Origin of the sequence: Cesiribacter sp. SM1 (assembly GCF_020178975.1) — a bacterium.
GTDB lineage: Bacteria > Bacteroidota > Bacteroidia > Cytophagales > Cyclobacteriaceae > Cesiribacter.
This window is the reverse complement of record NZ_JAHXBU010000093.1, coordinates 210,847-231,310: the sequence shown is the minus strand read 5'-3', so window position 1 is coordinate 231,310 and position 20,464 is coordinate 210,847. Positions and strand designations below refer to the sequence as shown.

20 protein-coding genes and 1 tRNA gene are annotated in these 20,464 nt (G+C 47.4%); 11 read left to right on the top strand and 10 right to left on the bottom strand.

Annotation, left to right across the window (positions count from 1 at the left end; all coding sequences use genetic code 11):
• Positions 1-29: 29 nt before the first annotated feature.
• The 4 genes from KWJ01_RS22850 (at position 30) to KWJ01_RS22835 (ending at position 3,335) form a co-directional block, all read left to right on the top strand.
• Positions 30-1,271, top strand: coding sequence for a pitrilysin family protein (locus KWJ01_RS22850; protein ID WP_224999446.1), 1,242 nt, complete (start codon positions 30-32; stop codon positions 1,269-1,271).
• Positions 1,272-1,814 carry a 2-C-methyl-D-erythritol 2,4-cyclodiphosphate synthase gene (ispF, locus tag KWJ01_RS22845; protein ID WP_224999445.1) on the top strand — a complete coding sequence of 181 codons (543 nt, stop codon included), beginning with the start codon at positions 1,272-1,274 and terminating at the stop codon, positions 1,812-1,814. It abuts the gene before it with no gap.
• Positions 1,814-2,506 (top strand): tRNA (5-methylaminomethyl-2-thiouridine)(34)-methyltransferase MnmD, encoded by a 693-nt coding sequence (gene mnmD, locus KWJ01_RS22840; RefSeq protein WP_224999444.1) that lies wholly within the window; start codon positions 1,814-1,816, stop codon positions 2,504-2,506. Before ispF ends, mnmD begins: the two co-directional genes overlap by 1 nt.
• A 268-nt stretch (positions 2,507-2,774) precedes the next feature.
• Positions 2,775-3,335 (top strand): DinB family protein, encoded by a 561-nt coding sequence (locus KWJ01_RS22835; protein ID WP_370634752.1) that lies wholly within the window; start codon positions 2,775-2,777, stop codon positions 3,333-3,335.
• Positions 3,336-3,442: 107 nt separating this feature from the next.
• On the opposite strand, the gene KWJ01_RS22830 is transcribed toward KWJ01_RS22835, so the two are convergent.
• From KWJ01_RS22830 to era, 8 genes are all read right to left on the bottom strand, one after another.
• A complete protein-coding gene (locus tag KWJ01_RS22830; RefSeq protein ID WP_224999443.1) occupies positions 3,443-4,042 on the bottom strand; it encodes a uracil-DNA glycosylase family protein in 600 nt (199 codons plus the stop codon).
• Between the two features lie 59 nt (positions 4,043-4,101).
• A complete protein-coding gene (locus KWJ01_RS22825; RefSeq protein WP_224999442.1) occupies positions 4,102-4,683 on the bottom strand; it encodes a 5-formyltetrahydrofolate cyclo-ligase in 582 nt (193 codons plus the stop codon).
• Positions 4,673-6,235, bottom strand: coding sequence for a bacillithiol biosynthesis cysteine-adding enzyme BshC (gene bshC / locus KWJ01_RS22820; RefSeq protein ID WP_224999441.1), 1,563 nt, complete (start codon positions 6,233-6,235; stop codon positions 4,673-4,675). The genes KWJ01_RS22825 and bshC overlap by 11 nt, the downstream gene beginning before the upstream one ends.
• Before the next feature lie 75 nt (positions 6,236-6,310).
• Positions 6,311-6,946: a SprT-like domain-containing protein gene (locus tag KWJ01_RS22815; RefSeq protein WP_224999440.1), complete on the bottom strand. Its 636-nt coding sequence runs from the start codon at positions 6,944-6,946 to the stop codon at positions 6,311-6,313.
• A gap of 420 nt (positions 6,947-7,366) precedes the next feature.
• On the bottom strand, positions 7,367-7,573 hold the full coding sequence (locus KWJ01_RS22810; RefSeq protein WP_224999439.1) for a hypothetical protein: 207 nt from the start codon (positions 7,571-7,573) through the stop codon (positions 7,367-7,369).
• A gap of 62 nt (positions 7,574-7,635) precedes the next feature.
• Entirely contained in the window at positions 7,636-7,842 is a 207-nt protein-coding gene (locus KWJ01_RS22805; protein ID WP_224999438.1) for a hypothetical protein, read from the bottom strand.
• Between the two features lie 257 nt (positions 7,843-8,099).
• Entirely contained in the window at positions 8,100-9,407 is a 1,308-nt protein-coding gene (gene der / locus KWJ01_RS22800) for a ribosome biogenesis GTPase Der (RefSeq protein ID WP_224999437.1), read from the bottom strand.
• Between the two features lie 160 nt (positions 9,408-9,567).
• Positions 9,568-10,533: a GTPase Era gene (gene era / locus KWJ01_RS22795; RefSeq protein WP_224999436.1), complete on the bottom strand. Its 966-nt coding sequence runs from the start codon at positions 10,531-10,533 to the stop codon at positions 9,568-9,570.
• 159 nt (positions 10,534-10,692) lie between these two features.
• Between era and KWJ01_RS22790 the strand changes: the two genes are divergently transcribed.
• From KWJ01_RS22790 to KWJ01_RS22780, 3 genes are all read left to right on the top strand, one after another.
• Positions 10,693-10,765 (top strand) — tRNA-Met (locus tag KWJ01_RS22790).
• 203 nt (positions 10,766-10,968) lie between these two features.
• Entirely contained in the window at positions 10,969-11,142 is a 174-nt protein-coding gene (locus tag KWJ01_RS22785; RefSeq protein ID WP_224999435.1) for a hypothetical protein, read from the top strand.
• A gap of 119 nt (positions 11,143-11,261) precedes the next feature.
• Entirely contained in the window at positions 11,262-11,999 is a 738-nt protein-coding gene (locus KWJ01_RS22780; protein WP_224999434.1) for a hypothetical protein, read from the top strand.
• Positions 12,000-12,193: 194 nt separating this feature from the next.
• On the opposite strand, the gene KWJ01_RS22775 is transcribed toward KWJ01_RS22780, so the two are convergent.
• Positions 12,194-13,030, bottom strand: coding sequence for a hypothetical protein (locus tag KWJ01_RS22775; RefSeq protein WP_224999433.1), 837 nt, complete (start codon positions 13,028-13,030; stop codon positions 12,194-12,196).
• 12 nt (positions 13,031-13,042) lie between these two features.
• On the bottom strand, positions 13,043-13,228 hold the full coding sequence (locus KWJ01_RS22770) for a hypothetical protein (protein ID WP_224999432.1): 186 nt from the start codon (positions 13,226-13,228) through the stop codon (positions 13,043-13,045).
• Between the two features lie 232 nt (positions 13,229-13,460).
• On the opposite strand from KWJ01_RS22770, the gene KWJ01_RS22765 reads away from it, so the two are divergent.
• The 4 genes from KWJ01_RS22765 to KWJ01_RS22750 all read left to right on the top strand — a co-directional run bounded on the left by KWJ01_RS22765 (position 13,461) and on the right by KWJ01_RS22750 (position 20,427).
• The gene (locus KWJ01_RS22765; protein ID WP_224999431.1) at positions 13,461-13,937 is read left to right on the top strand and encodes a hypothetical protein; all 477 of its coding nucleotides are present in this window, start codon (positions 13,461-13,463) and stop codon (positions 13,935-13,937) included.
• Between the two features lie 129 nt (positions 13,938-14,066).
• A complete protein-coding gene (locus tag KWJ01_RS22760; RefSeq protein WP_224999430.1) occupies positions 14,067-16,160 on the top strand; it encodes a type I restriction-modification system subunit M in 2,094 nt (697 codons plus the stop codon).
• Positions 16,157-17,224 (top strand): restriction endonuclease subunit S, encoded by a 1,068-nt coding sequence (locus KWJ01_RS22755; RefSeq protein ID WP_224999429.1) that lies wholly within the window; start codon positions 16,157-16,159, stop codon positions 17,222-17,224. The genes KWJ01_RS22760 and KWJ01_RS22755 overlap by 4 nt, the downstream gene beginning before the upstream one ends.
• Positions 17,221-20,427, top strand: a complete 3,207-nt coding sequence (locus KWJ01_RS22750; RefSeq protein WP_224999428.1) for a type I restriction endonuclease subunit R — start codon at positions 17,221-17,223, stop codon at positions 20,425-20,427. Before KWJ01_RS22755 ends, KWJ01_RS22750 begins: the two co-directional genes overlap by 4 nt.
• Positions 20,428-20,464 lie beyond the last annotated feature (37 nt).

The window sequence follows — 20,464 nt, the reverse complement described above, 5'->3', positions numbered from 1 at the left end:
ACCTCATACCCCTTACCATAAAAAATAAAATGATAGACTATAAAGCTTTTACACTGCAAAACGGCCTTCAGGTTTTTGTACATGAAGATACTGCCACACCCATGGCTGCAGTAAACATCCTGTACAATGTAGGTTCTAAAGATGAGGATGAGCACAAGACCGGTTTTGCACACCTGTTTGAACACCTGATGTTTGGCGGCAGCATGAACATTGGCAATTACGATGAGCCACTGCAGCGGGTGGGTGGTGAGAACAATGCCTTTACCTCGCCTGATATTACCAACTACTACATTACCCTGCCTGCCGAAAACCTGGAAACTGCCTTCTGGCTGGAAAGCGACCGCATGATGAGCCTTAGCTTTGACCCTAAGGTGCTGGAGGTGCAGCGTAAGGTGGTGATAGAAGAATTTAAGCAGCGCTACCTGAACCAGCCCTACGGCGATGCCTGGCTAAAGCTGCGCCCCCTGGCCTACCAGAAACACCCTTACCGCTGGGCCACCATTGGCAGGGAGATTAAGCATATAGAAGATGCCACCCTGGATGATGTACGGAAGTTCTTCTTTAAGTATTACCTGCCAAACAATGCCATTATGGTGGTGGCCGGCAATGTGGATTTTGAGGAAGTAAAAAGGCTTACCGAAAAATGGTTTGGTCCTATTCCGGCCGGAAAGCCTTATAAGCGCCAGCTGCCTGCAGAGCCAAAGCAAACCAGCGCACGCCTGGAAACAGTGGAGGCAGATGTGCCCCTGAATGCCCTTTACAAAACCTTTCACATGCCCGGCCGCAACGACCAGCGCTACTACATTGCCGATCTGCTAAGCGATGTGCTGGGCAGGGGCAAAAGCAGCATGCTGTACCAGCGGCTGGTGCGCGATACGCAAATGTTTGCCGATATCTCGGGCTATGTAACCGGCTCTATGGAACCTGGCCTGCTGGTGATCAGCGGAAAATTAAAGCCAGGTTTTACCCATCAGCAGGCCGAAGAAGAGATTGCGGCCATTATCAGCAAAGTGCAGGAGGGTGTATCAGAAGAAGAGCTGCAGAAGGTGAAGAACCAGGCAGAATCTTCGCTTGTATTTTCTGAAATTGAGCTGCTGAACCGAGCCATGAACCTGGCCTTTAGTGCACTGCTGGGCGATCCTGACCTGGTGAACAAGGAGGCTGAGTACATACAGGCAGTTACGGCCGACGAGGTACAGGCTATGGCACGCGAAATTCTGGTTCCCGAAAACTCCACTACCCTGCACTACATTGCTAAACCTAAAGCATAAATGATTAATACCCCACACACGCCCCTCTACAGAATAGGTATGGGCTACGATGTTCATAAACTTGCCGAAGGGCAGCCTTTTTGGCTGGGAGGCATTCAGATAGAACATACCCATGGTGCAGTAGGCCATTCCGATGCCGATGTCCTCATCCACGCCATTTGCGATGCCCTGCTGGGTGCGGCTAATCTTGGCGATATAGGGGCTCATTTTCCAGATACTGATCAGCAGTACAAGGGCATTGACAGTAAGCTGTTACTGGCAAGGGTAATGCAGGTGATCAGGGAACACAAATATGAGGTAGCCAACATAGACTCTACCGTTTGCCTGCAAACACCTAAGCTGCGCCCGCACATTGCCAGCATGCAGCAAACCCTCTCAGAGGTGATGAAGGTGCGCGTGGAGGATATTTCTGTTAAGGCTACCACCACCGAGCGGCTTGGTTTTGTTGGCCGGCAGGAGGGTGTATCGGCTTATGCCGTAGCCATGCTTTACCGCGCCACCCCCAGCACCGATATGGATTACCAGACTTACAACAGATTATAATGCCAGAGCAGGCACATCAGCAGCAGCCACAACTCATCCAGACCGGCGATGGCAGCCACAGCCTCTACAACCCCGCACTGGATGAAACCTATCACTCCCATCATGGTGCCCTGCAGGAGTCGCAGTATGTGTTTATCCGCATGGGGCTTGATGCCTGGCGAGCAAAACAACCCCATGCAGAAAGCCTCTCTGTGCTGGAGATAGGCTTTGGCACCGGCCTTAATGCGCTGCTGGCACTGCATTGGGCGTTGCAGCATAAGGTAAAGGTACATTTTACCACGCTGGAGCCTTATCCAGTTTCCCTGGAAACAGCAAAACAGCTTAATTACCCACAGCTCACCGAAGGCGAAAAGGACTTTTTGCGCCTGCATGAAGCTCCCTGGGAGGAAGATGTGCTGCTGTATGACTATTTCATATTGCATAAGAAAAAGCAGAAACTGGAAGAGGCAGCACTGGCAGAGGCAGCATTCGATGTTGTTTTTTTTGATGCCTTTGCACCAAACAAGCAGCCCGAGCTTTGGGAGAAAGCCCTGCTGGAAAAGACCATCAGGTTTATGGCACCCGCTGCCCTGCTTACTACCTATTGCGCCAAAGGCCAGCTTAAGCGCGATTTGCGTGATGCAGGCCTGCAGGTAGAGACCCTACCCGGTGCTCCCGGGAAAAAAGAGATGGTAAGGGGGAGTAAGGCATAGGAGCCAACAGGGAGAGATCATCAGAAAAAGCACTCCCTGAATATCTATAGTCTGCAGTGCCTGATTTATTATCAGCTCATTAAGCATCAGCAATAAGTTTTTTTTACTAGATTTCCGCTGCTAACACCAGCTTAGCTTACATAATAGCGGTTGGCAGGGAGGCGGCAGGGAGAGGGATGTTGAGCAGCCAGCTACTATGACTTTTTGGCGTTGAAGCACTACAGAGGCTTTGTTATTTTTATCAATCTCCTATAATCTCTACCCTACCATGAACCAACAATCTGACAAACAGGTCAGGAGAAGCCTGCTGGCTGCACTGGCAACAATCCTGATGGCGTTATCGCCAGCTTTTGCTACAACTACTGCTGCATCTAAAGCGCAAATGCTGGCCGACTGGCAACGCGCTAAAGAGTATACCAAGGAATATCTTGATGCCATGCCGGAAGATGGTTATGCTTTTCAGCCAACCCCTGAGATAAGAAGTTTTGCCGGCCAGATGCTGCACATTGCCGGCGCTAATTATTTCTTTACGTCTACTGCTTTAGGCACCAAGAATCCTTACGAAGGCCAGGATCTGGAAAAAATGGATAACCTAAAATCCAAAGAGGCGGTCACTAAATTTGTAATGGACAGCTATGATCATGTGATCAATGCAATTAACGGCATGACAGACGAGCAGCTGGCAAAAACAGTTACGATGTTCAAGTTTGAGATGCCTGCTGAACAGCTGCTGACGAAAGCACACGAACACCAGACTCACCACCGGGGCCAGTCCACAGTTTACCTTCGCATGAAGGGAGTAACCCCTCCGCAGGAAAAGCTATTCTAATTACCTGATTAGCACTTTTAGCTTAACTAAAGAAACACAATCCAAATTATTAGCAGCCTGTGCACACCTGTTGGTGTTAAAGCACCCGACAGGTGTGTGCGCTGCCACTAAGCCGCCTTCTGCCGGTCTCCTAAGGCATGTTGTACAGCCGCCTGCAGGCTTGGCACTACCATCTCTTCGAAATGTGGATGATCTTTGAACCACTTAATGTTAAGAGGTGAGGGGTGCGGCAGCACAAAGGCAGGCTTGCCGCGGTAGTAAAGCTCTTCAAACACCAGTTCTGTTAGCTTTTTATTGCCAAAGCAATAGCGGGCAGCATGGCTGCCAATTAAAATATACAGCTGTGGCTCAAGCAGGGGTATTTCTTTTGCAAGCCAGTTAGGGGCGCAAATGGGCGAAGGCGGAAAATCGCCACCGCCTTTTTTACCGGTGCTTCCGGGATAGCAGCGTCCAACAGCGGTGATATACAGCAGGGACTGATTCCAGAAAGTATCCTCCCCTGTGCCCAGCCAGCGCCGCAGCTTTTTGCCGCTGGCATCGTTAAAGGGGCGCCGGGTAAGATGCACAGTGCGGGAAGGAGCCTGTCCAATAAGCATAATTGGTGCTTCTGCCCTGCCCCAAACCATTGGTTTAGGCTCAAAGCCAAAACGGTCCTGGCACATTCGGCACTGGCTAAGTTGCTGCTGTAGTTCCTGCAGGGTATTCATCAGCAAATAAACACCTGCTGAAATACATTAATTCCTCGTTACTGCAAGAATACTCGTGACTACATGAACTTATATACCTGATCAGGGGTAAGGCAGTGAGTGAGGGGAACATCGGTAGGAAAAACACCTGGCATAGGTTCTTCAAGGGGGGGAAAGAGCGATAAGCCAATGCTTAACGCATGAGGGGCACAGCCAGACAAGAAGCGGTCGTAAAAGCCGGCGCCATAGCCCAGGCGATGGCCATACCTGTCGAAGGCCAGCAGGGGCACCAGCACAGCATCTATTTTTTCTACGGGACAGACCTCTCCACCTACTGGCTCGGGAATTCCCCACTTGTTTTGCTGCAATTGCAGCTTCTCATCCCAGTACACATGCTCCATTTCGCGCACCTGCCAAAGGGTACGCGACACAACCAGGCGTATGTGCGGATGCTCGCGGCGCAGTATGTCCAGTATAGGCTGCGGATCGGGCTCCCGCTGGCTGCTCATAGGCAGGTAGCTGTGGAGGGTATGGATGTGATCCAGTGGAATATTGCTAAAAAACTGCCGGCACAGCTGCAGGCTACGCTGATGCAGCTCCTCATCGGAGAGTTGCTGCCGCAACTGCCGGTAATAGAGCCGCAGTGCCTCCTTAGTCTTCATAACTTAGCACCTTCATGCTGAAGTCAAACCCCTTCAGGTGCTCCATCAGGCTATCCAGAAACTGGGGGTCGTTCAGGTAAAAGTTCAGGAAGTTATCGGTACGCTCCTGCAGGTTGCCGTTGGGGAAGAGCTTATCCAGCAAACTCTCCAGCTGCTGCATTTCTGTCTGGTGGCGTTGCTCCTCTGCTTTCTTCAGGCGCTTTTCAATGTTCTCCAGGCTTTTTTCGGCTTTTGTGCCCTCTGCGCCTACAAAGCCGGAAAGGCTTTTGTCTACCGCTGCAGCTTTTTGCTGCAGTGCTTCAAAGAACTGTTGCAGTTGCTGCCGTTCTTCGTGCAGGCTAATTTCATGCTCGCTCCACTCGCGCAGCAGGCGGGCTTTCAGCTGGTGCTGATCTTCAAACAGCTGCTCCACAGAAAGTCCGAGCTTCTGCCGGCGACTTTCATTGGCCTTTGCCAGTACCAGCACAAACTGGCGCGGCATTAAGATGGGGAAGGAGATCTGGTGCCGGTCAAAAATCGGTTTTAACTGCAGCCAATAGGCTATTTCGCCTGGTCCGCCAAAATAGGCCAGGTTGGGCAGTATCCACTCCTGGAAAAGCGGGCGCAGTACTACATTAGGACTAAAGCGCTCCGGGTGCTGCTCAAGCTCCTGCATAAGGCTGTCTTTGGTGAAGCGGAGCCCGGTATTGAGCACCGCCCACTCCTCTCCTTCCTGCACCAGGCGCTCGCGCAAACCATTCTGCATGTAAAAGAGGTTGATCTCACGCGGAAACACCTGCGATTTATACCCAAGCTCCTCCAGCTTTGCAGAAGCATCCTGCACCAGGGCCTGGCTGTGCTGCTCCAGCAGCTCCTCCCGGAACACAGGCGCAAAGCTTGCTTTCAGGCGCTTATCATCTGCATCGAGAATAATGAGCCCCCACTTGCCGAACAGCTCATGTACATACTGGCGTGTGGCCGCTGCAAGCGTTTCAGCATTTTCGTAAGCCTTGCGGAAAAGGGGCACTGCTTCCGGCAGCTGATCGGCCAGCTCAGGCAGCCCCTGTGTGGAAAAGCGGCCAACAGGCCCCTGCTGACTGGTTTCCCAGCTCCTCATTTCACCAAACAGCCGGAAGTGGTTAATCTCTGCCAGGTCGTGATCTTCAGACGCCATCCAGTAAACTGGTACAAAGCGCTTATCGGGATACTGCTGCCGCAGCTCCTGGCAGGCTTTGATGGTAGCAGCAATTTTATAGATAAAGTAAAGCGGCCCTGTGAAAATGTTGAGCTGATGACCGGTGGTAAGCGTAAAAGTATCGGCACTGCCGAGAGATTGCAGGTTTTGTGCCACCGGTTCGGGCAAATTTAAACCCTTATACTGCTCCTGCAGCACCTCATGCAGCAATTGCCGCTGTTCTGCAGAAAAACGTTTACCCTGCATTTGCTCCTTAAAGCTCTCCGGCCTGGGCGGCAGGCTGTAAAAAGGCTGCAGCTTTGGGTCTTGCTGTATATAGTCGGTGAATATCGGCGGAAAATGGCCGGTTTGTTCAAGTGGTAGCGATTGGGCCTTCATAAAAATGAGCAGTGTGCGGCAAATATAGCCATAAAAATAAAAACACCTCGCTCTTAAGCCCGCCACTGGCAAAACTCAGGCCACCAGCTCTACCTGCGCAGCGGTAGAAATAAGGTAACGCCTGCCGTTTTCCATATTCTGGCAAAGCGCCCGGGTTCGCTTAACTTCTACTTTCTGGTAAACGGTTTCGCAGAATTTAAATTTATAACCATCCGGAATCTGTGAGAGAAAAAGGGCATTCTCATTTGTTTTCTCATCATAGGCTCTTAGGGCAATCCACAGCGGCTGACTGGAGGCAGTAGCAGCGGCCGGTGCCTGCATATAGGCCGCCAGGGGCTTTAAAACATCGGCAGGAAACACTTCTGTAGTAAGCATGGGCCGCATAAGCTGCCGAAAGTTTTCCTGCCACTCCGGACCATGTGGTTTTACTTTGGAGCGATGCTGCTGCCAGGTAAGCAGGTGCGCTACCTCATGCAGGTAGGTAACCAGAAATGCATACTGGTTCAGGCTGCCATTTACACTAATGGATATTTTTCCACCCGTGCGATCTACCCTGAAATCACCCAGCTTTGTTTTTCGGTCGCCCTTTATGCGAAGCATGAATTTGTAATGCTGCCACAGGCCTACACAGTACTCTGCAGCTGCTGCAGGCAGGTAACTATGCAAGCCTTTCTTTTCTCTCTTCCCGGTGCTGTATACTACTTTCCTCACAACATCAACTTTATGCGGCGCACTACTGCCACTATTAATCCAAAGGCACAAAATTAAAACTGTTACTGTGAGGATTACAAACAAAAACATAGCAGCTGCCAGATAATAATTTTCTGTAAAGCAACAAAAAGCCCTGTCTGCAGGAGACAGGGCTTTAAATTAAAATTAAATACTAATCAATCTAGTGCCACAGTGTAACTATATGTAGCAGGTTTAATAAGAAGTGCAACAGAATTATTGATACTAACCCGGGCAACTTCTATATCTGCTACCATAATTACCCCCGTTTTAGCCTTAGTATTTAAGTACCAAGATTACAGGGAAGGCACAACATTAAGCCTCCAATCATCAGAGATGAAATATGCTCTAACTAATGTTTTAGCACAATTCCCGACAAAGGAATCTTAACGCAGCGTAAGATTACTGCTGTACTGTGGTATCGGTAGTAACAGTTTCAGTCTCAGTAGTGGTGTCTACTTCTACAGTAGTTTGCTCTACTTCGTACTCTGTTTCTACATCTGTGGTATCTGTAGCAATTACAGTACCTTCTTCAGAAGTTGAGCCACCACAAGCTGTAAACATTACAGAAGCGCCAGCGAACATCAGGAGCATGAAAACTTTTTTCATACGTTACGTGTGGTTATTGGATATTAAGTAACCTTCTAATTGGAAATATAGAGTACTAAATACTACTGTTGTTGTGTAGTATCTGTAGTAACTGTCTCTGTTTCAGTAGTGGTATCCACATCTACAGTAGTTCTTTCTACTTCGTACTCAGTTTGTACATCTGTGGTATCTGTAGCAACTACAGTACCTTCTTCAGAAGTTGAGCCACCGCAAGCTGTAAACATTACAGAAGCGCCAGCGAACATCAGGAGCATGAAAACTTTTTTCATACGTTTAGCTTAGTTATGGTTAGGAAATAAGGAATCAGTTATTTAACATTTGATTTTGCACAAGCAGCGTCCTGCCTGTTGGCCATAGATGCAAATCTATGTAAAATCATTCGTTTAATTTTCTATGTACCTGCTTATAAGCACTTACCGCAGAATAAACGAAGTACTCAGGAAAAGGTTGGATTTTTTTCTTTTTGATCTTTATTACCGAGGGCTCAAATATACGCGTATTTATCGATTGTCAAGAAAAAGTAGAATTATTTTTTACGGAAGTAGAGCCTTAGCGGCACACCGGTAAAGTTAAAATGGCTTCTCATTTTATTTTCCAGGTAGCGCTCGTAGGGTGCTTTTATGTACTGCGGAAGATTGCAAAACAGCGCAAACGTTGGTACGCGGCCAGGAAGCTGGGTCAGATATTTTATCTTGATGTGCTTGCCTTTTGTAGCCGGCGGAGGGTACGCCTCAATCTCACGAAGCATTACTTCATTGAGCTGTGAGGTAGGCACTTTTTTACGTAAATTTTCATAAACCTCTACCGCCAGTTCTATTGCCTGGAAGATACGCTGTTTCTTATGTACCGAAATAAACATAATAGGTATATAGCTTAAGGGGCCCAGGCGCTCCTTGATGCTATCCTCCAGGCGCTTGGCGGTCATGCTGTCTTTTTCCACCAGGTCCCACTTGTTTACCAGAATAACTGCGCCCTTGTTGTAGCGGTGTGCCAGTGTTACAATATTCATATCCTGTGCCTCAAAACCCCGATCGGCATCTATCATAATAATGCACACATCGCTGTCCTGCAGGGCCTGCAGGCTTCGCAGCACCGAAAAGAATTCAACGTCTTCTTTTTCTTTATTTTTTTTACGCAGGCCGGCAGTATCCACCAGGATAAAATCTTTGCCGAACATTTTGTAATGCGTATTGATGGCATCGCGGGTGGTACCGGCAATATCGGTTACAATGCTGCGCTCAACGCCCAATAGCGTATTCAAAAAAGAGCTTTTACCTACGTTTGGCCTGCCCAGGATAGCAATGCGGGGTATTCCTTCTTCGGGGTTCTCTACACCTTCGTCGGGAAAATGGCTCACCACCTCATCCAGCAGATCGCCGGTACCTGAGCCGGTTGCCGAAGAAACAGAATACACCTCCCCCAGGCCCAGCTTATAAAATTCGCCTTCGTGGTAGGTGCTGTCGGCCGTATCGGCTTTATTGGCCACCACATACACCGGCTTTTTGCTCTGCCGCACCACTTTTCCAAACTCTTCGTCGAGGCCGGTGAGCCCCTGCTGGGCATCTACCATAAATAGTACTACAGAGGCCTCATCTACTGCCAGCTTTACCTGCCGGCGAATGGCTTCTTCAAAAACATCTTCGGAGCCTTCTACATAACCCCCGGTATCGATCACGGTAAAATGTTTGCCGGTCCACTCGGCATAGCCGTAGTGGCGATCCCGTGTTACGCCCGGCTCATTGTTCATAATGGCCTGCCTGCGCTCTACCAGGCGGTTAAAAAGCGTACTTTTGCCCACGTTCGGGCGGCCAACTATTGCTACTATATTTGCCATTTTTCAGTATTGAGTAACTTGCTATTGCGTATTGAGACTGAAAGACAGCCTTACCCATTATTGGTGCAAAGGTAGAGTATCTGCGGGTCTCTCTACGCTGGATGAAAAATCTCTCTTTAATTATTTTTATAAATCTGCTGCGCCTGATGATGTTTAGCCATCAGCGGGAGTTGTAGCCAAAGCGGTTCAGCGATAATTCTTTCTTGCGCCAGTCCTGCTGTACCTTTACAAAAGTTTCCAGGTGCACCTGCTTGGCAAAGAATGCCTCCATATCGGCACGGGCCTGCATGCCAACTTTTTTCAGTGCCTCACCAGCTTTACCGATAATGATTCCCTTCTGGCTCTGGCGCTCCACATATATTTCTGCCCGCATGCGGATGATATCTTCATCTTCCTTAAATGATTCAATCACCACTTCGGTACTGTAGGGTACCTCTTTTTTATAATTCAGGAAAATCTTTTCGCGTATTATTTCAGCGGCAAAAAAGCGCTCGGGCTTATCGGTAAGCTCATCTTTAGGAAAGAAAGGCGGGTGCTGGGGCAGCCTGCCGATAATAGAATCAAAGACTTTTCCAATGTTCAGCCCCTGCAGTGCACTTACCGGTATTATTTCTGTTGCAATGCCACTGGCCTCCCACTCCTTGATTTTCTGTGCTACCTCATTGCCTTTTGCCTGGTCTACCTTGTTGATGAGCAGCAAAACAGGCGCTTCTGTACGTTTTAATAAGTTAAGCGAATCATCTTCGGGGCTGTAGGTATCATTAAGTTCCGTTACAAAAAGCACAACATCGGCATCTTCCAGCGAGTCTTTCACAAAGCGCATCATGCTTTTGTGCAGCTCATACTCTGGTTTAAGAATACCGGGTGTATCGGAATATACAATCTGGTAGTCGGTTCCGTTGATCATGCCCATGATGCGGTGGCGGGTAGTTTGTGCTTTAGCCGTTATAATACTTAGCCGCTCGCCCACCATTTGGTTCATGATGGTGCTTTTGCCTACATTAGGCTTGCCTACAATGCTTACGAAGCCTGCTTTATGGTTGGCTGGTATTTCAGCTGGCTGTGGCTGCTGTTCTCCTGTTGGTTCAGGTGCATTGTCTGGTATCTGCTGTGATTCTTCCTGCATTCTCAAAAAATTTCAGCAAAGGTATTGCATAAGATTTAAAAACCCACTACTTTTGTATCCGCTTCACCGCTATAACCAAGTACAAGTAGCAGAAAAGTTTCAAAAAAGAAACACGAGAAGCAACCGATAGTTCGAAATACTCGTAAGAGAAAGATATATCGCGGGATGGAGCAGTTGGTAGCTCGTCGGGCTCATAACCCGAAGGCCGCAGGTTCGAGTCCTGCTCCCGCTACTAGTAGAAAGCGTAAAGTGCTGATAATCAGCGCTTTACGCTTTTCTTTTTTACGACCGTTTATAAAAGCGTTTATATTTGAATTTTGGAAGTGGATAATATTATTAAACTTAGCACACAGGAACTTGCCGAACTTTATAAAGATGCTAAGAGTAAAGGGAGGCCTGTTTCAGATGCCATATATGCTGAACTAGGAAAGAATAATGGCAATTCTGCCATCAGAAGTTTATTTAACAGCAGTGCATCAAGTTGCTCATACGGGGAGTACAAATTTGCCAAATGAGATTCTAGAGGGTTTGAACAGTCCTACAAGTAAAGAAAAATATATCAAGCTAAAAAACTTGGTTGGTGAGCTTGAATGGTACAGAGGGTATTAATAATATGGGAGTAAATTAAATTTTTTTAAACTTCAAATATTTGTAGTGAATATCTGAAAGGCTTTTAAACCCCATTCCTAGAAAATTAACTATCAATTCATAAATCCTAGTATTGACAAATGCCAGATACTCTCCAAACCTTGCACCAAAAACTGAATTCATTTCAGTCTCAGTTGGATTCCTTACAAACTGTAAATAAATACGACCATCTCGCATTTAAATACGAGCAACTTGCTGCACAACTTCAAAAACAAAATGAAGTCATCACACAAGTACACGGGTTTTATGATTCGGCATGGAATAAGCTAATTTGGTTTATTGCTGTTGCTGGAGCTGTTTTAGGCGTGATAGTTCCATTATTGATCCAGTGGTGGCAGAATAGGAATTACAATCACAAATTAGAAGAGCTTAATAGTAGAAATGATCAGCGGATCAATGAAATCATTAAATCATCTAGAGCTGAAATAACCAAATTAAAAAATAATTTTACTGACTATGCTAATGAGTTTGAAGCCATGACGAACCATTTGCATGGCCGAACGAATTTGATTGACGGGGAACATATCTATGCAATAGGTGATTTCATGGATGCGATCCAATATTGGTTGAAATCCAAAAATCCTCACATGGGTACTTCGAGTTTAGCAGGCATCGGTCATTGTATAGAGATTAACCTTGAAAAAGGAGAAGCATTTTTGGAAGAAGTAGATGATGAATTAATATCTAAAGGTTATAAAGCTTTAGATATTGAGTTGAATGCCATTCGTCAGCACCATAATGCAAAAGATTACACCGAAACTTTTAAGAATGTAGATGCGGTACTTAAAATGATTAAAAAAAGGATTAGAGAGCAGTAGCTATACAAGTAGCTACTTGAATGCCCCTGTTTGAGGCCGTACCCAATGGGCTATCTAATCTACCTAAGGGAGCTTTAATATATCTCTACAGCTTAGACAACAGAGTACAGAGTAAAGTATAAGAATCTTGTTACCGCATTCTAGTGGAGAAATGGCTATTTGATGCCAGCAGGCAACCCATTTAACTGTATTAATTAAACAGAAATCTCAAAAGCATCTGCCGAATCGCTCATATCAGTATCTTCACCATAATAGGTAAAATTAATATTTATTACCTCTTTATAAGGTATCACTAAAAGGTTTCCATCAACAGGATAATACTCATTGTACGTTTCTTGCTTTGGTGCATCCTTTGATAATAAACGTGTAATTCGACCATATGCATCTGACGCATTACTCTTAACCACTTCCAGTTTTACTCTGGGGTCTGTGTTAGCTAGCTTTCTTTTTGCGCCCCCTATATAAATACTATCTAAACCACCATCAGCAGCTAGCTGGAACCGCATGAGCAGGCCTGTATAGAGAACATTATTATCTTTCCCTCTTACCAGTAAATCCACGATTACAAATTCTACCTCCCGCCCAAACTCATCTCCTTTAGCAAGATAAAACCATGGATTATCAAATTCGAAAATTTCAAATTCCAAATCCCAGCGATAACGAAGAACACTTAGGTGCAGCACCCATCCAGCTATGCCTGCTAGTGTACAAATGATAAATTGATATTTTAAAAGATATCCTAGATCATTATAAATTGAGATAAACGCCGCCTGAACTGTCAAGTCATCTTTCGCTCCCATCAGCAGCACGCCTAGAACTCTAAAGTCAACAAAAAAATAGCCGGTTATTTTGCCTAACCAAACTACAAGAAGGTGCAAAAGAATGGTAGGAACCACCGAATAAAAGGCTTGATCTGTAACCGTCAGCCTTGTATGCCGGATGTTTAATTCACCAGAAAAATATGTCTTGAAAAAGATAAGTCCTGGCGCTACAATGAGTAACACCAGGACCGTAGTAAATAAGAAATTCACTTATGCTATATTTTAGGCAAGCTCCTGCTCTTTGAGGTCTTTAGACCTATAGCCTATAGGCCTGTATGACTTAGCCGTCGTACCTGATACAATACGTATGGCTTGGCTACCGGGCTTAATTCTTTCATCTAAAACAGCATCCACTAATTTATTTGCAGCATTGCTGCGTCCCATTAGCTTTGCTATACGCTTTGACATCCTAGCTTTCATATGCAACTTTTGATGTTGATCGAAATATACATATAGAACGTGAATATGCAATAGAAGTTGTAATGAAAAGGCTTGTGTTGTAAGACAGAAGTAATTCGAAATTTACAACCGACAGACCTTTAACAGGTTATAAATTTTGCCTCACAAGATTTGCAAATTTTATTTGTTTATTTCAATTGTTTTTAGTAAAATATTGGGATTTTTTCTAACCCAACATTTTATGAACCTCTTTTCTTTCTTTCCTTTAAACTCAAAGCGCCAAATCGACAAACTTGTAGATGCAGCGCAACAGCAGGTACCTAGCAAAAAGATTAAAAATTGGGCTATAAGTACCGCACCATTTATAAGCCAATTACATATGCGTGGGTACTATGTAAACATTCTGCTGCAAAAAGGTGTCCTCAAAAAAGCCGGCCTTACCCAAGAGCTCAAACTGGTTTACGACACCTACAATTACACTAACGAAATTAGAGCTGCTAAGAAGAAAGCTGCTCTATCCAGAAAACTGAGAAGCACCGAAGTTAACCGAGATAATGCAAAGAGGTCGGCGCAGTTAAGTGAGCTAGGCCCAGGCTACATTCCAAATCAGCGATGGGACAACAACAACACGCCTCTACCCAGAAGCAGTAAGTTTGGCGATTCTGGCAGGAAAGAGAACCAGAGGATTAAAATACTTTATTGTGGCTACCACATGTAAGAACTTCTTGGTTTAGTCTGTATATATCACTTTGACCTGCTAAAGGAAAAGGTTTTAACTTTTGTCACAAATTGCAAAAGCTACCTTTTCTGGATACTTTGCTCCATATACTTCACTTAATCTGATATAGTGGATAACCTCGAACAAATAGAGCGCCGGCTGTGGTCTGCGGCCGACCAGTTACGCTCCAACTCTAAGCTGACCTCTACTGAATACTCCATGCCCGTTTTGGGCCTTATCTTTTTGCGCCATGCCTACAACCGTTTTCTGGTGGTAAAGAAAGAGGTGGAGGCCAGCCTGCCTTCGCGTGGTGGCGTAACCAGACCAATCACTAAGGACGACTTTACTCGCAAGAGTGCCCTATTCCTGCAGCCAGAGGCGCAGTATGAATACTTGCTGAATCTTCCTTCCGGCCAGGACATTGCAGGTGCAATTATTCAGGCTATGGAGCTGATTGAAAAGGATTATGCGCCGCTACAGAGCGTGCTGCCGAAGGATTACCAAATCTTTGACAGTGATGTACTGAAGAGCCTGCTGAAGACCTTCAATGATGAGGCGCTGCGCTCTGCCTCCGGCGATATGTTCGGGCGCATTTATGAGTACTTCCTGATGAAGTTTGCCATGCAGGGCGCTCAGGACAATGGCGAATTCTTTACACCGCCTTCGCTGGTACAAACCATTGTTAACGTTATTGAGCCCGATCATGGCATTGTAGCTGACCCTGCCTGCGGCTCCGGTGGTATGTTTGTACAGACAAGCCATTTCCTGGAGAAGGTAGGCAAGCAGACGCACGAGGCTGTTACGTTCTACGGACAGGAAAAAACCGCAACTACCATAAAACTGGCCAAAATGAACCTGGCGGTGCATGGGCTGGAAGGCAGCATAGCAGAGGGCAATTCCTTCTATGAAGACCAGCATAATCTATTAGGCCGCGCGGATTTTATCATGGCCAACCCTCCCTTTAACGTAGATGAGGTAGATGCTGAAAAGATAAAGAATGACACGCGCCTGCCCTTCAGCTTGCCGGGGGTAAACAAGAATAAAAAAGTAAGCAATGGCAACTACCTCTGGATTTCCTATTTCCACAGCTACCTGAACCCGAAGGGGCGTGCTGGTTTCGTGATGTCCTCGCAGGCTTCCAGTGCTGGCAATGCTGAAAAAGAGGTACGCCGCAAGCTGGTGGAGACCGGCGATGTGGATATCATGATTTCCATTCGCTCCAACTTCTTCTATACTCGCACTGTGCCTTGCGAGCTCTGGTTCCTGGATAAGGGCAAGCCTGCCGAAAAGCGGGATAAAGTACTCATGCTGGATGCCCGCAACATCTTTCGCAAGGTTACCCGAAAGGTGTACGACTTCTCACCGGAACAACTCCAGAATTTAACGGCTATTGTGTGGCTGTACCGCGGAGAGCAGGAGCGCTACCTGAAGCTGGTAAACACCTACCTCAACAAGGTATGCGAAGAAGCCGCACAGGTGCCAGGACAGCTGCAAGCCTTTGACCAGCTACTCAATAGCTTACACGCATCTGTAGAGAATTTCTTAAAAGCCGCACCTGCGGCAGAGGGAGAAAGAGAAAGTCTTGCAGGCAGCCTTAGCGAATGGCAGCAGGCCTACACCCATTACCTGAAAGAGCGCGATATCCTGCTGCAGGAACTGGCCCACTACCGCGAAACCTGGTGCCCTAATGTGTTGCAGAGTAATGAGTGGCAGCTGCAGGCGAGAGAAGCTTTTGAACCGCTAACAGCAAAAGCAAAGGGCCTGACCAAACAGCTCGACGGACTCTACAAGCTCGCCAGCCGCAGCCTTGACCTGGCAGCTACCTTGAGCAAGCAAATTAACCTACCCCTTCCTGCAACCGCCGGTGGTTCTGTGGTACAGCATCGGAAGGCGCTGGAGGCGCAGAGGCACGAATCAGTTGAACAGCTTAAGCTGATGCAGTATTTCCACAAACAGGTGAGTTGGCTACAAAGCCGCTTCCCGGAAGCGAAGCTGCGCGATGTGGAGGGATTGGTAAAGCTGACCCCTATACCAGAAATTGAAGCCAACGACTGGAGCCTCACTCCTGGTCGCTATGTAGGTGTTGCCCCACAAGAAATAGACGAAGACTTTGACTTTGAAGAAGCCCTCCGAGACATCCACCTGGAGCTAGCTGGCTTGAATGAAGAAGCAGCTGAATTGGCAACAATTATTCAGCAGAATTTCGAGGAGCTGGGGATATGAACTGGAAGAAATGTTCTTTTAAAAATTTCATACAGCTACAAAGAGGCTTTGACCTTACTCGTTCTAGTATGGCTGGTGGAGAATTTCCTGTTGTTGGCTCCAATTCTGTAATTGGCTTTCATAAAGAATTCAAAGTTGAAGGCCCTGGTGTTATTACGGGCAGATCTGGCACCTTAGGAGAAGTTCAATACATTCAAGGAAAGTACTGGCCACACAATACTTCACTATGGGTAAAAGATTTCAAAAATAATGAACCAAGGTTCGTATACTACAAACTACAGACATTAGATCTTAAGTCTTACAATGGTGGGGGAGCTGTTCCAACATTAAATCGGAATAATCTAGATAATATTGAAATTATCATTCCTCCACTCCCGACCCAGAAGAAAATAGCCGCTATCCTCTCTACCTACGACGACCTGATAGAAAACAACCTAAAGCGCATTGCCCTGCTGGAAAAATCAGCCAGACTGCTGTACGAGGAATGGTTTGTGCGCCTTCGCTTTCCTGGCCATGAACAAGCTAAAATCGTAGACGGAGTGCCGGAAAGGTGGGAGAAAGGGACTGTAAAAGAAATCCTCGAACTACAAAGAGGCTTTGATTTACCTACTCAAAGCAGAGATTCCGAAGGAACTGTTCCAATATTTGCATCTACAGGCATTGTAGGATATCATTCTAAAGCTAAAGTTGCAGGCCCGGGGGTAGTAACGGGCCGAAGCGGAACAATCGGCAAAGTTTCATACATCGAGACTGACTTCTGGCCATTGAATACAACACTATGGGTTAAGAAATACCACCAGGGAGGACCTCTTTTTGCTTATCAGTTTCTACAAACATTAAGTCTGGAAAAATTCGCTGGTGGAGCAGCAGTTCCTTCCTTAGACAGGAAGATAGCACATGCAATTTCAATTATAATACCACCAGCTGATTTAGTAACTCGCTTTGAGCAAACAGTAAAACCTATTCAAGACCAAATACAGAAGCTACAGTTTCAGAACGAAAAGCTGAAACAAGCTCGCAATATTTTATTACCTAAACTCATCAACGGAGAAATAACGGTATGAACCCACTGAACGAAGACAAGCTCGTACAAGCCGAAGCCGCTCGCCTGCTCCAGGAGGAGCTAGGCTGGGAAAGTGTTTATGCCTATAACGAGGAAATCTTCGGAGCAGAGGGCACCATGGGCCGCAGCTCGGAGCGCGAGGTGTACCTGGTACGTTACCTGCGCCAGGCCCTGCAAAAGTTTAATCCCGGTCTGCCTGCCGAGGCTTACGAAGCGGCTATCCGGCAGATTACCGAAACACGCGGAGGTTATAATATTGACCTACGGCTGAACCGGGAGAAATACAATCTGTTCAAAGAAGGCGTGGTGGTGGAATATCGCGCCCCTTCCGGTGAACTGAAAAGGCCGCGCCTGCAGGCCTTCGATTTCAGCACCCCTGCCAACAACCACTTTCTGGCCGTTAGGGAGCTAAAAGTAAGCGGCACCATTCACAATCGCCGCCCCGATATTGTTGGTTTCGTCAACGGCATTCCGCTGCTCTTCATTGAGCTAAAGAATGTCAACACGCACATCAAAGAAGCCTACAGCAAGAATTTCTCTGATTACAAAAACACCATTCCGCACCTCTTCGATGCCAATGCCTTTGTCATCATCAGCAATGCACTGGAGGCGAAGATTGGCTCCGTTTCCGGCAAGTACGAGCACTTCAACGACTGGAAGCGGCTGGACGAAGAAGCCGCCGGCAAAGTAAGCCTGGAGCTCCTGCTGCGGGGCGTATGCAATAAGGTCAATTTCATGGACCTGTTTGAGAACTTTATTCTCTTTGATGAGAGCAAAGGCAGATTGGTAAAGATCGTGGCCCGTAACCACCAGTTCCTGGGGGTAAACCGTGCTGTAGAAGCCGTACGCAACCGCCAGCACAATAAGGGCCAGCTGGGCGTATTCTGGCACACCCAGGGCTCGGGCAAGTCCTACTCCATGGTCCTCTTTTCAGAGAAAGTGCGCCGCAAGCTCACCGGCAACTTTACCTTTCTTATCGTCACTGACAGGCTAGAGCTAGACGACCAGATATATAAAACCTACGCCGGTAGCGGTCTGGTAGACAATGATGCCAACACCTGTCGCCCGTCTTCCGGCCGGCACCTACAGGAGCTATTCTTAGCCGATAAGCCCTACCTGTTTACGCTGGTACACCTCTTCAACCAGGATGTAACCGAAGGAAATCCCTACTCTACCCGCTCCGATATCATCGTGATATCAGACGAGGCACACCGCAGCCAGTACGGGCGCCTAGCACTGAACATGCGCACGGCCTTGCCCAACGCTAACTACATCGGCTTTACCGGCACACCGCTCTTCAAAAACGATGAAATTACCCGCCGCATCTTTGGAGATTACGTATCTACCTACGACTTTCAACGTGCTGTAGACGACGGTGCCACCGTACCGCTTTACTACGACAGCCGGGGCGAAAAACTCCAGCTCAACACCACCGAGGTAAACGAAAAGATTGCCGAAAAGCTCGATGAGCTAAGCGCAGACCTCACCACCGACGAGGAAGCCCTACTGGAGAAAGAGCTGGCCAGGGAATACCATATCATCACTGCCGAAAAGCGCCTGGATGCCATTGCCAAAGACTTTGTAGACCACTACAGCACCCAATGGGAAAGCGGCAAAGCCATGTTTGTCTGCATCGATAAGGTTACCACTGTACGCATGTACAACCTGGTGCAGAATTACTGGCAGGAGAAACAGCAGCAGTTACAGGCGCAGCGCGAGGCCAGCAACAATCGGGAAGAAGTGCTGCGGCTCAAGACACAACTGGCATGGATGCAAGAAACTGAAATGGCCGTGGTGGTAAGCGACGAGCAGAATGAAATAGAGCGTTTCCGCAAATGGGGCCTCGACATCATCCCGCACCGCCAGCTCATGAAAGGGGGCTTTGAAACACCCGACGGTAAACGCCTAGACCTGGAGACAGCTTTTAAACAGGACGAGCACCCTTTCCGCGTTGCCTTTGTCTGCGCCATGTGGCTTACCGGCTTCGATGTGCCCAGCCTGGCCACCCTTTACCTTGATAAGCCCCTGAAGGCTCACACCCTCATGCAAGCCATTGCCCGCGCCAATCGGGTACACGAAGGGAAGAACAACGGTTTGATCGTAGATTATTGCGGCATCCTCAAGAGCCTGCGTGAAGCCCTGGCCACCTTTGCCACAGGCTCACCGAATGATGAGGAAGGCAGCTCAAAAGACCCCGTACAACCCGATCCGGAGCTGCTGAAAGATTTGGCCGAAAGCATCCGTATGGTACGCGCTTTTCTCCTGGAGCGTGGCTTTGAACTGGAGCAAGTACAGGATAAAAGCACCCCTTTCAGCCAAGCTGCTGCAATAATGGCAGCCAAGGAAATTATTAACCAAAGCGAAGAAACCCGCAAGCGCTTCGAAATCATTGCGCGGGAGGTATTCAAGAAATTCAAAGCCTGCCTTACCCTGCAGGGCGTACTGGACTACCGCACCGAGCACGATGCTATCAGCATCATCTACGGCAGCCTGCAAAGCGACAAAGAAAAAGCCGACATTACCGACATACTAAGGGAGCTGCACGCCATTGTTGATGAGGCAGTGGTGCCTGTTTGGGAAGCAGGAGAAGAAGGTACCCACACGCTGTACGACATCAGTGGCATTGATTTCAATAAGCTAAAAGAAGAGTTTAAAAAATCAAAAAAGAAGAATACCACCGTACAGAACCTGAAGAACTACATTGAGCAGAAATTGGCAAAGATGATGCGGCAGAACCCCCTGCGCACGGATTTTTACAAACGTTATCAGGAAATCATTGCCGACTACAATTACGAAAAGGACCGCCACATCATAGAAGAAACGTTTGAGCGCCTGATGCGCTTTGTGCAGGACCTGGACGAGGAAGGAAAGCGTGCCGCCAGTGAAGGCCTGAAGGAGGAGCACCTGGCCCTCTTCGATCAGCTGCAAAAGCCAAACCTTACCCAAGCCGAGCGGGAGCGTATCAAACGAGTAGCCAAAGAACTACTGGATGCCCTGAAGGCCAACAAAGACCGCTACAACCAGTGGCGCGAAAAAGAAGCCACCCAAGCCGACATAAAGACCTTTATAAGAAACTATCTCTGGGATGAGCAGAAAGGCCTACCGGAATCATTCACACCCGAGGAGGTAGAAGAAAAGTCTAACCAGCTATATGGCTTTATCTTCGACCATTATCCTGATTTTGGTAGCTCGGAGGCGGCTTAAACTTATATTTAATATCTACCCTAGCTAAAACTAGCAT